Annotated in this window: 11 protein-coding genes and 1 tRNA gene; 6 read left to right on the forward strand and 6 right to left on the reverse strand. The window is 66.5% G+C overall.

The genetic code is table 11. From position 1 onward, the window contains the following. Nucleotides 1-66: 66 nt before the first annotated feature. From sucC to recA, 4 genes are all read right to left on the reverse strand, one after another. Nucleotides 67-1,233, reverse strand: a complete 1,167-nt coding sequence (sucC, locus tag DIE04_RS09260; RefSeq protein ID WP_006755512.1) for an ADP-forming succinate--CoA ligase subunit beta — start codon at nucleotides 1,231-1,233, stop codon at nucleotides 67-69. 68 nt (nucleotides 1,234-1,301) lie between these two features. Further along, nucleotides 1,302-1,910, reverse strand: coding sequence for a DUF2889 domain-containing protein (locus tag DIE04_RS09265; RefSeq protein WP_044844521.1), 609 nt, complete (start codon nucleotides 1,908-1,910; stop codon nucleotides 1,302-1,304). Between the two features lie 146 nt (nucleotides 1,911-2,056). Beyond that, nucleotides 2,057-2,926: a recombination regulator RecX gene (recX, locus tag DIE04_RS09270; protein ID WP_124521079.1), complete on the reverse strand. Its 870-nt coding sequence runs from the start codon at nucleotides 2,924-2,926 to the stop codon at nucleotides 2,057-2,059. Beyond that, nucleotides 2,926-3,996, reverse strand: coding sequence for a recombinase RecA (gene recA / locus DIE04_RS09275; protein ID WP_044844523.1), 1,071 nt, complete (start codon nucleotides 3,994-3,996; stop codon nucleotides 2,926-2,928). Before recA ends, recX begins: the two co-directional genes overlap by 1 nt. Nucleotides 3,997-4,186: 190 nt before the next feature. Between recA and DIE04_RS09280 the strand changes: the two genes are divergently transcribed. The 5 genes from DIE04_RS09280 (at nucleotide 4,187) to DIE04_RS09300 (ending at nucleotide 9,712) form a co-directional block, all read left to right on the forward strand. Continuing rightward, nucleotides 4,187-4,915: a response regulator transcription factor gene (locus DIE04_RS09280; RefSeq protein ID WP_124486916.1), complete on the forward strand. Its 729-nt coding sequence runs from the start codon at nucleotides 4,187-4,189 to the stop codon at nucleotides 4,913-4,915. A 17-nt stretch (nucleotides 4,916-4,932) separates the two neighbouring features. Next, entirely contained in the window at nucleotides 4,933-6,486 is a 1,554-nt protein-coding gene (locus tag DIE04_RS09285; protein WP_124486915.1) for a sensor histidine kinase, read from the forward strand. A 238-nt stretch (nucleotides 6,487-6,724) separates the two neighbouring features. Beyond that, the gene (locus DIE04_RS09290; RefSeq protein ID WP_124486914.1) at nucleotides 6,725-8,383 is read left to right on the forward strand and encodes an MFS transporter; all 1,659 of its coding nucleotides are present in this window, start codon (nucleotides 6,725-6,727) and stop codon (nucleotides 8,381-8,383) included. Nucleotides 8,384-8,507: 124 nt separating this feature from the next. Further along, nucleotides 8,508-8,584: transfer RNA gene (locus DIE04_RS09295), tRNA-Met, on the forward strand. A 354-nt stretch (nucleotides 8,585-8,938) separates the two neighbouring features. Further along, complete coding sequence (locus DIE04_RS09300; protein WP_124572980.1) at nucleotides 8,939-9,712, forward strand: hypothetical protein; 774 nt, start codon at nucleotides 8,939-8,941, stop codon at nucleotides 9,710-9,712. A 110-nt stretch (nucleotides 9,713-9,822) separates the two neighbouring features. Here DIE04_RS09300 and DIE04_RS09305 read toward each other — a convergent pair whose 3' ends face one another. Continuing rightward, nucleotides 9,823-10,797 carry a LysR family transcriptional regulator gene (locus DIE04_RS09305; RefSeq protein WP_044844527.1) on the reverse strand — a complete coding sequence of 325 codons (975 nt, stop codon included), beginning with the start codon at nucleotides 10,795-10,797 and terminating at the stop codon, nucleotides 9,823-9,825. Between the two features lie 197 nt (nucleotides 10,798-10,994). After that, complete coding sequence (locus DIE04_RS09310) at nucleotides 10,995-11,963, reverse strand: GlxA family transcriptional regulator (protein WP_124521075.1); 969 nt, start codon at nucleotides 11,961-11,963, stop codon at nucleotides 10,995-10,997. A 116-nt stretch (nucleotides 11,964-12,079) separates the two neighbouring features. On the opposite strand from DIE04_RS09310, the gene DIE04_RS09315 reads away from it, so the two are divergent. Then, complete coding sequence (locus DIE04_RS09315) at nucleotides 12,080-12,763, forward strand: DJ-1/PfpI family protein (RefSeq protein ID WP_124521073.1); 684 nt, start codon at nucleotides 12,080-12,082, stop codon at nucleotides 12,761-12,763. The last annotated feature ends 18 nt before the right edge of the window (nucleotides 12,764-12,781 follow it).

A 12,781-nucleotide genomic window follows, 5' to 3' on the forward strand; every position in this document is an offset into this window, starting at 1 on the left:
ATTTTGACCTCTGTTCGATTGGCGTCGCGTGCAAACCGCGCCGCCATACCTATTCATTGAGCGCGCTTACTTGCCTGCGGCAGCCGCGACAACCTTCTGCGCAGCCTCTTCCATGCTGTCAGCCGAGATGATCGGCAGGCCCGAATCGGCCAGCATCTTCTTGCCGAGGTCTTCGTTCGTGCCCTTCATGCGCACGACGAGCGGCACGTTCAGGTTCACGGCCTTCGAACCGGCGATCACGCCTTCCGCGATCACGTCGCAGCGCATGATGCCGCCGAAGATGTTCACGAGGATCGCCTTCAGGTCCGGGTTCTTCAGCATCAGCTTGAACGCTTCCGTGACCTTCTCGGTCGTCGCGCCACCGCCGACGTCCAGGAAGTTCGCCGGCTCGCCGCCGAACAGCTTGATCGTGTCCATCGTCGCCATCGCGAGGCCTGCGCCGTTCACGAGGCAGCCGATGTTGCCGTCGAGCGAGATGTACGCGAGGTCGAACTTCGACGCTTCGATTTCAGCCGGATCTTCTTCGTCCAGGTCGCGGTACGCGACGATTTCCGGGTGACGGAACAGCGCGTTCGAGTCGAAGTTGAACTTCGCGTCGAGTGCGATGACCTTGCCGTCGCCGGAGACGTTCAGCGGGTTGATTTCAGCCAGCGATGCGTCGGTTTCCCAGAATGCCTTGTACAGGCCTTGCAGGATCGCGCGTGCTTGCGGAATCGAAGCGGCCGGCACGCCGATCTTCGCGGCCAGGTCGTCGGCTTGCGCGTCGAGCAGGCCCGTCGACGGCTCGACGATGACCTTGTGGATCAGTTCCGGGTGCTTTTCGGCAACTTCCTCGATGTCCATGCCGCCTTCGCTCGAACCCATCAGCACGATCTTCTGCGAGATGCGGTCGACGACGAGGCTGACATACAGTTCCTGCTTGATGTCGGCGCCTTCTTCGATCATCAGGCGGTTGACCTTCTGGCCTTCCGGACCGGTCTGGTGCGTGACGAGCTGCATGCCGAGGATCTGGTTCGCGTATTCGCGGACCTGCTCGATCGACTTCGCCACCTTCACGCCGCCGCCCTTGCCACGGCCACCCGCGTGAATCTGAGCCTTCACGACCCATACCGGGCCGCCGAGCTCTTCTGCCACCTTGACGGCCTCGTCAACCGAGAACGCCGGCTTGCCGCGCGGTACCGCGACTCCGAATTTCCGCAGGATTTCCTTACCCTGGTACTCGTGAATCTTCATGCGTGATTCCCTTCAGTCTGAGAGTTGGATGAAATGTCGCTTAAGACGCTTCTTCGAATGATTTCCGTTCATTCCTTCGTGCTGCCCTCACCGGGCAGATCCGGCCGAAGCGGGCCGTACCACCGCGGGTAGTACTGCCGCACGACCTCGCCGTCGAACCGCAATGCCCGGCAGCGGCCGAGCTGGAAAGGCGGCTCGACGTGCTCGCCGTCATGGTCCGGCCCTTCGCCGCCCTCTTCGCGCACGTTCCACACGTCACCGGCGAACGCCTGGATCGCTGCCGTCGGCAGCACGGCGCACAGTTCGGTCAGATGGGAACAGCCCGCGACGCCGGCGAGCAGCCGGTTCGCGTTGCGGCGGAAATTGCGGAAGAGGTTGAGCCCGATGAGGGCCCGATAGGCGGGAGGGGCGGATTGACAGTGACCGGGATAGGGAACCCACTCCGAAGACGCTTCGGCGTCGACGACATTGAGGTCACGATCGATGGTCACGCGCAGCCAGAGTTCGTGGATCGGCAGGCCCTGGGGCCGGATGCCCGACGCAAGCGCGACATCGCGCGGCTTGTGGTCGGTCAGGCAGGCTTCGATGTCCCACAAGCCGTCGTCGCGCTCGTAGGCTTCCGCTCGGATTGCGCGTCGATGTCGCAACTGACGGGGCACGGGCTCGGATAGCGGCATGCTGGAGGTTGAGGCCGAAGAGGAAAACCCGTGGATTTTAGCATATTGGGTATTTGAGGCATCCGGCCGCGACGGCGGGTATTCCCGCCTGTCCGGAAACGGTTGCATTGCAGCAAAATCGCGCGCAGCGCGCGCGACCGAAGCGGTCAGTCGTCGATCGGGAAATCGTCGCCGACCTTCAGCAACTTCACGATGGTCGCGCTCGAAAAGCCGCGCGCGGCAAGGAAGCGCGCCTGCTTCGCGCGCTCGGCGGGCGTTTGCGGCAGTGCACCGAATTTCTTGCGCCAGACGGCCTGCGCGCGGGTCCACTCGGTCTCGCGCAACTGCGCATTCACTTCCTCGACGAGGTTGTCGCCGACCGCATGGCGCTTCAGTTCGCTGACGATGCGTGCGACGCCGACGCGCGATGCGCGGCGATGCACGAGGCTCTCGGCAAAGCGTGCATCGGACAGCCAGCCTTCCTGTTCCAGCGCATCGAGCACCGGCTCGACCGATTCGTCCTCGCCGACGTACGGCGCGAGCTTGCGCGCGAGTTCGGCGCGGCTGTATTCGCGCCGTGACAGATAGCCGAGTGCGCGGCCCTTCAGCGAACGTGGCGGTTTCGACGACTTGCGCCCGGTGGCGCCGGCCTCGTCGCCGGAAGCAGCGCTGCCTGAACCGCCGGCCGCACGGCGTGTGCGACTCGGATGCTGGCTGCTGCGCGTATACACATCTTCCTTGACCGACGCCGCCGCATCGGCTGCGCGCTCGCCCGGGAAGCCGACACCGGACACGCGACGGCGCGACCGGTCGTGCGCGTCGAACGATTCGTCGTCGTCGAACGGATCGACCGGTGCGGTGATCTCAAACGAAACGAGGGCATCGTCGGATGCCCTCGTCGCGGTGCGGTGCGCGGACTGACTGCCCGCGCCCCGCCGGTCGGCACCCGAGGATGCGGCTCGCCGGCCGGAGCGGCCCGCCGTGTCGGGCGCGTCGCTCGGGTCCGGTTCGCCAGCGTGACCTCGGCGCCCGACCATCACTCTTCTTCGTCCATCGCCTCGGCTTCGTCGACTACGCCATCGGGCATCGCGGCAACGCCGAGCGACTCGCGAATGCGGTTTTCGATCTCGCGGGCGATTTCCGGGTTCTCGCGCAGGAATTCACGCGCGTTGTCCTTGCCTTGGCCGATCTTCTCGCCGTTGTAGCTGTACCAGGCGCCGGCCTTGTCGACGATCTTCGCCTGCACGCCGAGATCGATGATCTCGCCCTGGCGCGAAATGCCTTCGCCGTACAGGATGTCGAAGATCGCTTCGCGGAACGGCGGCGACACCTTGTTCTTGACGACCTTAACGCGGGTTTCGTTGCCGATCACCTCGTCGTTCTTCTTGATCGAGCCGATCCGGCGGATATCCAGACGCACCGACGAGTAGAACTTCAGCGCGTTGCCGCCCGTCGTGGTTTCCGGGTTGCCGAACATCACGCCGATCTTCATCCGGATCTGGTTGATGAAGATCACGAGGCAGTTCGTGCGCTTGATCGTGCCGGTCAGCTTGCGCAGCGCCTGCGACATCAGGCGAGCCTGCAGGCCCGGCAGCGAATCGCCCATCTCGCCTTCGATTTCCGCCTTCGGCACGAGCGCCGCGACCGAGTCGATGACGATCATGTCGATCGAGCCCGAGCGCACCAGCGCGTCGGTGATTTCGAGCGCCTGCTCGCCGGTGTCCGGCTGCGAGATCAGCAGCTCCGGCACGTTCACGCCGAGCTTCGCTGCATATTGGACGTCGAGCGCGTGCTCGGCGTCGATGAACGCTGCGGTGCCGCCCAGCTTCTGCAGCTCGGCGATGACCTGCAGCGTGAGCGTGGTTTTACCCGACGATTCCGGACCGTAGATCTCGACCACCCGGCCGCGCGGCAGACCGCCGACGCCGAGCGCGATATCGAGACCCAGCGAGCCCGTGGAGACGACCTGGATGTCTTCGGCCGCTTCGCCGTCGCCCATCCGCATGATCGACCCTTTGCCGAACTGCTTCTCGATCTGCGCGAGTGCGGCCGCCAGCGCCTTGCTCTTCTCGGCGGTCATCCCGGAGCCCTTCTTGCTATCTTCCATGAATCGTCCTTTGCTATGATGAGCAGCGTCTGTCAGAGGCGCGCCCGCTTTCAAGCGCTGCCCACGAATGCAGACACTGTATAAAAAAACAGTGTTTTATGCAAGCCCGCAATGCAGGCTGCGTTGTACACGGATAACTTCGGAGACAGCCGCGCCGGCGCGCACGCCCCGCCGGCCATCGGTCAGCAACATGCGAATTCTCATCGCCGAAGACGACAGCATACTCGCGGACGGCCTCACCCGATCACTCCGCCAATCGGGCTATGCGGTCGACCACGTGAAGAACGGCATCGAGGCCGATACCGCGCTGTCGATGCAGTCCTTCGACCTGCTGATCCTCGATCTCGGGCTGCCCAAGATGTCCGGGCTCGACGTGCTGAAGCGCCTGCGCGCGCGCAATTCCAACCTCCCCGTGCTGATCCTGACCGCCGCCGACAGCGTCGACGAGCGCGTGAAGGGGCTCGACCTCGGCGCGGACGACTACATGGCCAAGCCGTTCGCGCTCAACGAGCTCGAGGCGCGCGTGCGCGCGCTGACCCGGCGCGGCGCGGGCGGCGGCCCGACCGTCGTGCGCCACGGCTCGCTCGCGTTCGACCAGGTCGGCCGCATCGCGTATGCGAACGAACGCGTGCTCGATCTGTCCGCGCGCGAGCTCGGGCTGCTCGAGGTGCTGCTGCAGCGCATCGGCCGGCTCGTGTCGAAGGAGCAGCTCGTCGACCATCTGTGCGAATGGGGCGAGGAAGTCAGCAACAACGCGATCGAAGTGTACGTGCACCGGCTGCGCAAGAAGATCGAGCCGAGCGGCGTGCGGATTTCCACCGTGCGCGGCCTCGGCTACTGCCTCGAGAAAGTCGCGCCCGCGGCGCCAGCCGACCCGGCCGCGCCCCAGCCCGCGGCGGCCGGCACGCCGCTGCGCTGAACCCGGCCGTCGCCGCGATGGCCACGCCGGCCCATTCCCGCCATCCGACCGGCGAGCCATCGTCCGCCGCCGACGCCGTGCGCGACGCACGCTACGAGAACCCGTTCGCGCCGCCCGACGAAACCGATACGCCCGAGGCCGCACGCCCGCGCTCGCTGTTCGGCGAAATCCTCGACTGGATGCTCGCGCCGCTCCTGCTGCTGTGGCCGATGAGCATCGCCGTTACCTATCTCGTCGCGAAAACGATCGCGAACGGCCCGTTCGACCGCGCGCTCGAGACCAACGCGTACGTGCTCGCGCGGCAGATCCATCCGGTCAACGGCGTCGCCGAGCTGACGCTGCCGCAGCAGACGCGCGACTTCCTGCGCGCGGACAACGTCGACAGCGTTTACTTCCAGGTGCTCGGCACGCGCGGCGAGCTGGTCGCGGGCGAGGCCGACATGCCGCTGCCGCGCGACGAGGACCGCCCGCCGCCGGGCGTCGTCGTGTTCCGCGACGACCTGCTGCGCGGCAACGACGTGCGCGTCGCGTATACGACCGTCGCGCTGCCGGAGTCGAGCAGCACGCAGCCCGTGCTCGTGCAGGTCGGCGAGACGCTCGACAAGCGCAACGCGCTCGCGAACGACATCATCAAGGGCGTGATCCTGCCGCAATTCGTGATCCTGCCGCTCGCGATCCTGCTCGTGTGGTTCGGGCTGTCGCGCGGGCTCGCGCCGCTCAACGCGCTGCAGGCGCACATCCGCGCGCGGCGGCCCGACGACCTGTCGCCCGTCGAGGCGCAGCGCGCGCCGCCCGAGATCGAGCCGCTCGTCACGTCGTTCAACGACCTGCTCGCGCGCCTCGAACAGAACATGGCGCTGCAGAAGCGCTTCATCGCCGACGCCGCGCACCAGATGAAGACGCCGCTCGCGGGGCTGCGCACGCAGGCCGAGTTCGCGTTGCGCCATCCCGTGCCGCCCGACGTCCAACGTTCGCTCGAGCAGATCGCGACGAGCTCCGAGCAGGCCGCCCGGCTCGTCACGCAGTTGCTCGCGCTCGCGCGCGCCGAGAACCGCGCGAGCGGGCTGACCTTCGAGCCGGTCGAGATCGGGGCGCTCGCGCGCCGCACGGTGCGCGACTGGGTGCAGGCCGCGCTCGCGAAGCGCATGGACCTCGGCTACGAAGGCCCGGAGGACGACACGCCGCTCGACGTCGACGGCAATCCCGTGATGCTGCGCGAGATGCTCGGCAACCTGGTCGACAACGCGATCCGCTACACGCCCGAAGGCGGCCGCATCACGGTGCGCGTGCGGGCCGAGCCTGCGGCGCGGCGCGTGCATCTCGAAGTGGAGGATACGGGCCCCGGCATCCCGGCCGGCGAACGCGAGCGCGTGGTCGAGCGCTTCTACCGGATCCTCGGCCGCGAAGGCGACGGCAGCGGCCTCGGGCTCGCGATCGTGCGCGAGATCGCCGCGCAGCACGGCGGCACGCTGACGCTCGACGATCACGTCTATCAGAGCGCACCGCGCCTCGCTGGCACGCTCGTGCGCGTCAGCCTGCCGTTGTCGGACACCGCCGCGGATCGATCCTGATACGGGCGGATCCGAACCGCATACCGCCGCATACGCGCTGCGATCGCATCGAAACCGGCGTTTTACCGCCCTGCCGCGACACGATCGGGGCACGAAACGGCCGATTCGGCGCGGGTTAACGTGCAGTCGTTTTGCGCCCGCGAGTCAGTGCGCCGTAAGTTTCCGTGCCAATAATCGTCGACAGGCCCGCCCACCCAAGGCGGCCACACATCTATATCAAGGGACTTGGAGACGATTCATGGCAACGTTAGGCGGGCAAATTTCGCACTCGCCGATGACGGGCGAAGAGAAGAAGGTGATCTTCGCGTCGTCGCTCGGCACCGTGTTCGAGTGGTACGACTTTTACCTGGCCGGCTCACTCGCGGCCTACATCAGCAAGAGCTTCTTCTCCGGAGTCAATCCGACCGCGGCATTCATCTTCACGCTGCTCGGCTTCGCGGCCGGGTTCGCCGTGCGTCCGTTCGGCGCGATCGTGTTCGGCCGGCTCGGCGACCTCGTCGGCCGCAAGCACACGTTCCTCGTGACGATCGTGATCATGGGCATCTCGACCTTCGTGGTCGGCTTCCTGCCCGGCTACGCATCGATCGGCATCGCGGCGCCCGTGATCTTCATCGCGATGCGGCTGCTGCAGGGCCTCGCGCTCGGCGGCGAGTACGGCGGCGCGGCGACCTACGTCGCCGAGCATGCGCCGGCGAACCGCCGCGGCTTCTACACCGCGTGGATCCAGACGACCGCGACGCTCGGCCTGTTCCTGTCGCTGCTCGTGATCCTCGGCGTGCGCACCTTCATCGGCGAGGAAGCGTTCGGCAGCTGGGGCTGGCGCGTGCCGTTCGTCGCATCGATCGCGCTGCTCGCGGTGTCGGTGTGGATCCGGCTGCAGCTGAACGAATCGCCGGTGTTCCTGCGCATCAAGGCGGAAGGCAAGACGTCGAAGGCGCCGCTGACCGAAGCGTTCGGCCAGTGGAAGAACCTGAAGCTCGTGATCCTCGCGCTCGTCGGCCTGACCGCCGGCCAGGCCGTCGTGTGGTACACGGGCCAGTTCTACGCGCTGTTCTTCCTCACGCAGACGCTGAAGGTCGACGGCGCCAGCGCGAACATCCTGATCGCGATCGCCCTCCTGATCGGCACGCCGTTCTTCCTGTTCTTCGGCTCGCTGTCGGACAAGATCGGCCGCAAGCCGATCATCCTCGCGGGCTGCCTGATCGCGGCGCTCACCTACTTCCCGCTGTTCAAGGCGCTTACGCACTACGCGAACCCGCAACTCGAACTCGCGACGCAGAAGGCGCCGATCACGGTCCTCGCCGATCCGGCCGCCTGCTCGTTCCAGTTCAACCCGGTGGGCACGTCGAAGTTCACGAACTCGTGCGACATCGCGAAGAGCGCGCTCGCGAAGGCCGGCCTGAACTACGAGAACGTCGCGGCACCGGCTGGCACGACCGCGCAGATCAAGGTCGGCGATACGGTGATCCCCGCGTATGACGGCAAGGCGGCCGACGCGAAGGCGCAAGGCGCGGCGTTCGACAAGACGCTCGCGTCGACGCTGAAGGCGGCCGGCTACCCGGCCAAGGCCGACCCGGCGCAGCTCAACTGGCCGATGACGATCGTGATCCTGACGATCCTCGTGATCTACGTGACGATGGTCTACGGCCCGATCGCGGCGATGCTGGTCGAGATGTTCCCGACGCGGATCCGCTATACGTCGATGTCGCTGCCGTATCACATCGGCAACGGCTGGTTCGGCGGCTTCCTGCCGGCGACCGCATTCGCGATCGTCGCGGCGAAGGGCAACATCTACTCGGGGCTCTGGTATCCGATCGTGATCGCGCTGGCCACGTTCGTGATCGGTGTGCTGTTCGTCAAGGAGACGAAGGACTCCAATATCTACGCGCAGGATTGAGGTCGGGTAGCGGGCGGCCACCGCGCCCGCTACACTGCCCGAACGGGCCGCCGGCAACTTTTTTCAGGGAAGATGAAAAAAGGTGTTGACAGCCCGGCGGCACATCAGCATAATTCAAGTCTTCGGCGAATTAGCTCAGTCGGTTAGAGCGACGGAATCATAATCCGCAGGTCCGGGGTTCGAGTCCCTGATTCGCCACCAAATGCGAAAAGCCGCTGTTCCGCAAGGATCAGCGGCTTTTTTCATTGCTCCGCGATCCGCGCGCGGCATCCATCGCCCTCCAGCCGACCACGCGGCGCCACGCACGCGACATCCAGCATCCGGTTCGCCCGAGTCGCGCATAGGCACGAGCGACCTCCGTCCTCCTCCTGCCAACCGAAATCCAGCGCCATTCATCACGCCGGGCCCATCCGTTCGGCCTCGCGAATCATCGTCGTCGACTACGTGCGTTACAGTGCGGTTCGAACGCCGAGCACCGACGGGCTCGCGGCCATCCCGATTTGATTCGAACCGAGGCAATCGGATCCGGTCGGCAACACAGATAACAACAATCCCATGACTGAACACAACGAATCGAAGCACGACCAGTCCGTTCGACGTACGCGAAAACCGTGGCTGGTGGCGGGCGTCGCGATCGCGGTCGCCGCATTTTTCGGCGCGCGCTTCATGACGACGCGAGACGATCTGGACAAGCGCACGATCGACGACATCCTGAAAGTCGCGCTCGCGGACAAGAACACCGCGCCAACGGACGCCTGCGTCGGCCTGGCCGGCGCCGAACTACCCGCGGACGTGAACGCGAAGGAATTGCTGAGAGTCGACGGTGTGGTGAGAAAGGACGTGCAGGCGTTGATCAACCGTGGCCTGATTACCGTGAAATTCAACGCGGGCCGGGGCAAGCCGACGATCAGAAATCCGGACTACGAGCCGCATGACACGAATGTCCCGCTGAGCCATATCGAGCTCACGCCGGCCGGCAAGGCGTTCTATCGGTACAGGGAATTCGAGAGCAAGGACGCGTCCGCTCCCGGCGGGAGTGTCCTGTACATGATCAATTTGTTCTGCGCGCACGTGACCTACGGCGGCGTCGAGAAATTCATCGAGCCGATGAAGAATCCGTTCGACGACAATCCGCACCTGGTTTCGTGGGTCAACTTCCTGTGGAAACCGGATCAGCATGCCACGCCGTGGCTGGCAGACCCGGACCTCATGGACTCCCTGTCGTTCTACCCCGAAAAGGATGGCTGGGCGCACAAGGGGATTCTCATCGAACGGGACGACAACGGACACTGGGCGCTCGGCGACAATCCGTACGCGATCCGCTGGTAGACGCACCATTGCGCGGCACGGCTCACCAGCCTGACGACCGATGAAGACGAGACGAGGCGTTCACGACCTCACTCATCTTCATCGTCAACGCCCGGCAGCGTACCGCCGCCCTAAGCGACCACCGCCCCGCGCTGGGCGTCGGGCACCTCCGCCCGCACCTTCCCCCGCCAGTTCTCCCCGCCCTCCAGCGCCGGCGTCGACTCGAACAGCTCCGCGATCCAGTCCGCGAACACGCGAACCTTCTGCGACAGATGCCGGTTGTGCGGATACACGATCGAGATCGGCTTGGGCTTCGGATTGCAATCGGGCAGCACCTCGACCAGCGTGCCGTCGCGCAGGTTCGGCAGCACCATGAACAGCGTCGGCTGGATCATCCCGAACCCTTCGACCCCGCACGTCACGTACGCATCCGAATCGTTCACGGTGACACTGCCGTTCATCCGCACCTCGACCGGCTTGCCCTCGATCATGAACACCCACGGAATCGCCCGCGCGCCGTGGCTCGCGCGGAAATTCACCGCATGATGGTCTGCCAGGTCGGCGATCTCCTGCGGCTCGCCGTGACGCGCGAGATAGTCGGGCGACGCGCAGGTCACGCGCTTGAGCATGCCGATCCGCCGCGCGACCATCGACGAATCTTCTAGCGGCCCGACCCGGATCATGCAGTCGATACCCTCCTCGACCGGATCCACGTAGCGGTCCGCCAGGCCGAGGTCGAGCGTGATGTCCGGATAGCGCTGCCGGAAGATCGACAGCGCCGGCAGCACGACGCGCCGCCCGAGCGAACTCGGCATGTGGACGCGCAGCACGCCGCTCGGCTTGCGGTTGCCGGTCTGGAAACTCGCGTCGGCTTCCGCGATCTCCGAGATGATCTTCACGCAGTGCTCGTAATACGCGGCGCCCTCCGGCGTCAGCGACAGCCGGCGCGTCGTCCGGTGCATCAGGCGCACGCCGAGCAGCGCCTCGAGATTCTGGATGATGGTCGTGACCGACGCGCGCGGCATCGCGAGCGTGTCGGCCGCGCGCGTGAAGCTGTTCGCGTCGACCACGCGGGTGAAAACTTCCATTGCCTGGATGCGGTCCATGCTGCGCCCCCTTCGAATCGCCAACGGAACAGAATAGAGCGCGCAACGCGCGCGGCACAAGCCCCCGCCCATTGTTCTCCTCGCCCGAATAGTCGCAGCGTTTCGGACTCGAAAGTGATCGCGATTCGCGCAGTTCCGAACGTCGACGGCTCCGTCCCCGGTTGCCACGCGCGGCATGCTCGCCGCGCACCGGCACGTTATCGCACGAACCGCTCGCGATAGCCCTGCGGCGACACGCCGAGCACGCGCACGAAACTGCGCCGCAGCGTCTCTTCCGAACCGAAGCCGCACCGCGTGGCGATCCGTTTGACGGGCCACGCGGTTTCGCCGAGCAAGCGCTGCGCGGCCTCGACGCGAATCTGTTCGACCGCGCGCGCGGGCGTGCGGCCGGTCCCCGCGCGGTAGTGCCGCACGAAGCTGCGTTCGCTCATGCTGACGCGCTCGGCGAGCGCCGGCACCGACAGGTCGGCCGTCAGGTGCTCGGCGATCCACGCATGCAGTTCGCCGAAACGGTCGTCGGTGCGCTGCATCGACAGCATCGCGCTGAACTGCGCCTGCCCGCCCGGCCGCTTCAGGAACACGACGAGTTCGCGCGCGACATCGAGCGCGATCGCCCGCCCGAGATCCTCCTCGACCAGCGCGAGCGCGAGATCGATGCCGGCCGTCACGCCGGCCGACGTCCACAGCGCGCCTTCGCGGATGAAGATCGGATCGGGCTCGACGCGCACGTTCGGATAGCGCGCGGCGAATTCGTCGCAGCGCGCCCAGTGCGTGACCGCGCGCCGCCCGTCGAGCAGGCCGGCCTCGGCGAGCAGGAACGCACCGGTGCAGACCGACGCGACACGTCGTGCGCGCTGCGCCTGCTGCCGGACCCAGCGCACCGTGCGCGCATCGCGCGACGCGGCCTGCACGCCCTTGCCGCCGGCCACGATCACCGTGTCGGGCCGCCCGGCCGAGCGCAGCGAATCGGCCATCACGACGAGCCCCGACGACGTCTCGACCGGCCCCGCCTCGGCGGCCACGACGCGCGGCGCATACGGCGCGGGCCGGCCGCACCCCTGCGCGAGTTCGTTGACGGAGGCGAACACCTGTAGCGGCCCGGTCACGTCGAGCAACTGCGCACGGGGGAACGCGAGGATCAGGATCGAGCGCGGAGCGGCTGGCATGGCGATTGGCTGAAAACGTGGGCGATCTGGCAATTTCGCCAAACACTACGCGCCTAGAATCGATCTGTCCATCGTGCGCCGGCCGCGGCGCCGCCCCTTCCCTTCGGAGTGTTCGCATGACCCTGCATATCGGCTTTCTCGTGTTTCCGGGTGTCCAGCAACTCGATCTCACCGGCCCGCACGACGTGCTCGCATCGCTGCCCGACGCGGCGGTTCATCTGGTCTGGAAATCGCGCGACACCGTCGCGTCGAGCAGCGGCCTCGCGCTCGCGCCGACCTGCACGTTCGACGACTGCCCGCCGCTCGACGTCATGTGCGTGCCCGGCGGAATCGGGATCAACGAGCTGCTGCTCGATGCCGAAACGATCGCGTTCGTGCAGCAGCGCGCGGCCGCCGCGCGCTACGTGACGTCGGTCTGCACGGGCGCGCTGCTGCTCGGCGTGGCCGGCCTGCTGCGCGGCCGCCGCGCGACGACGCACTGGGCGTTTCATGCGCTGCTCGCGCCGCTCGGTGCGGTGCCCGTGCGCGAACGCGTGGTGCGCGACGGCAACCTGATCACCGGCGGCGGCGTGACGGCCGGCATCGACTTCGCGTTGACGATCACCGCCGAACTGGTCGGCGACGAAGAGGCGCAGGCGATCCAGCTCGCGCTCGAATATGCGCCCGCGCCGCCGTTCGATGCAGGCTCGCCGGATACCGCGCCGGCATCGGTCCTGAAGCGCGTGACCGAGCGTTCGGCTGCGGGGCTCGAGAAGCGGAAGCAGACGATCGACGCGGCCTTGCGCGCGATGTCGCGCTGATCCCCGGTACACGGAAAC

Origin of the sequence: Burkholderia sp. Bp8994 (assembly GCF_003853805.1) — a bacterium.
Lineage (GTDB): Bacteria > Pseudomonadota > Gammaproteobacteria > Burkholderiales > Burkholderiaceae > Burkholderia.

Excerpts from the sequence above, each read along its gene's own strand:
- sucC (WP_006755512.1), bottom strand. The coding sequence starts at position 1,233 with ATGAAGATTCACGAGTACCAGGGTAAGGAAATCCTGCGGAAATTCGGA.
- DIE04_RS09265 (WP_044844521.1), bottom strand. The coding sequence starts at position 1,910 with ATGCCGCTATCCGAGCCCGTGCCCCGTCAGTTGCGACATCGACGCGCA.
- recX (WP_124521079.1), bottom strand. The coding sequence starts at position 2,926 with ATGGTCGGGCGCCGAGGTCACGCTGGCGAACCGGACCCGAGCGACGCG.
- recA (WP_044844523.1), bottom strand. The coding sequence starts at position 3,996 with ATGGAAGATAGCAAGAAGGGCTCCGGGATGACCGCCGAGAAGAGCAAG.
- DIE04_RS09280 (WP_124486916.1), top strand. The coding sequence starts at position 4,187 with ATGCGAATTCTCATCGCCGAAGACGACAGCATACTCGCGGACGGCCTC.
- DIE04_RS09285 (WP_124486915.1), top strand. The coding sequence starts at position 4,933 with ATGGCCACGCCGGCCCATTCCCGCCATCCGACCGGCGAGCCATCGTCC.
- DIE04_RS09290 (WP_124486914.1), top strand. The coding sequence starts at position 6,725 with ATGGCAACGTTAGGCGGGCAAATTTCGCACTCGCCGATGACGGGCGAA.
- DIE04_RS09300 (WP_124572980.1), top strand. The coding sequence starts at position 8,939 with ATGACTGAACACAACGAATCGAAGCACGACCAGTCCGTTCGACGTACG.
- DIE04_RS09305 (WP_044844527.1), bottom strand. The coding sequence starts at position 10,797 with ATGGACCGCATCCAGGCAATGGAAGTTTTCACCCGCGTGGTCGACGCG.
- DIE04_RS09310 (WP_124521075.1), bottom strand. The coding sequence starts at position 11,963 with ATGCCAGCCGCTCCGCGCTCGATCCTGATCCTCGCGTTCCCCCGTGCG.
- DIE04_RS09315 (WP_124521073.1), top strand. The coding sequence starts at position 12,080 with ATGACCCTGCATATCGGCTTTCTCGTGTTTCCGGGTGTCCAGCAACTC.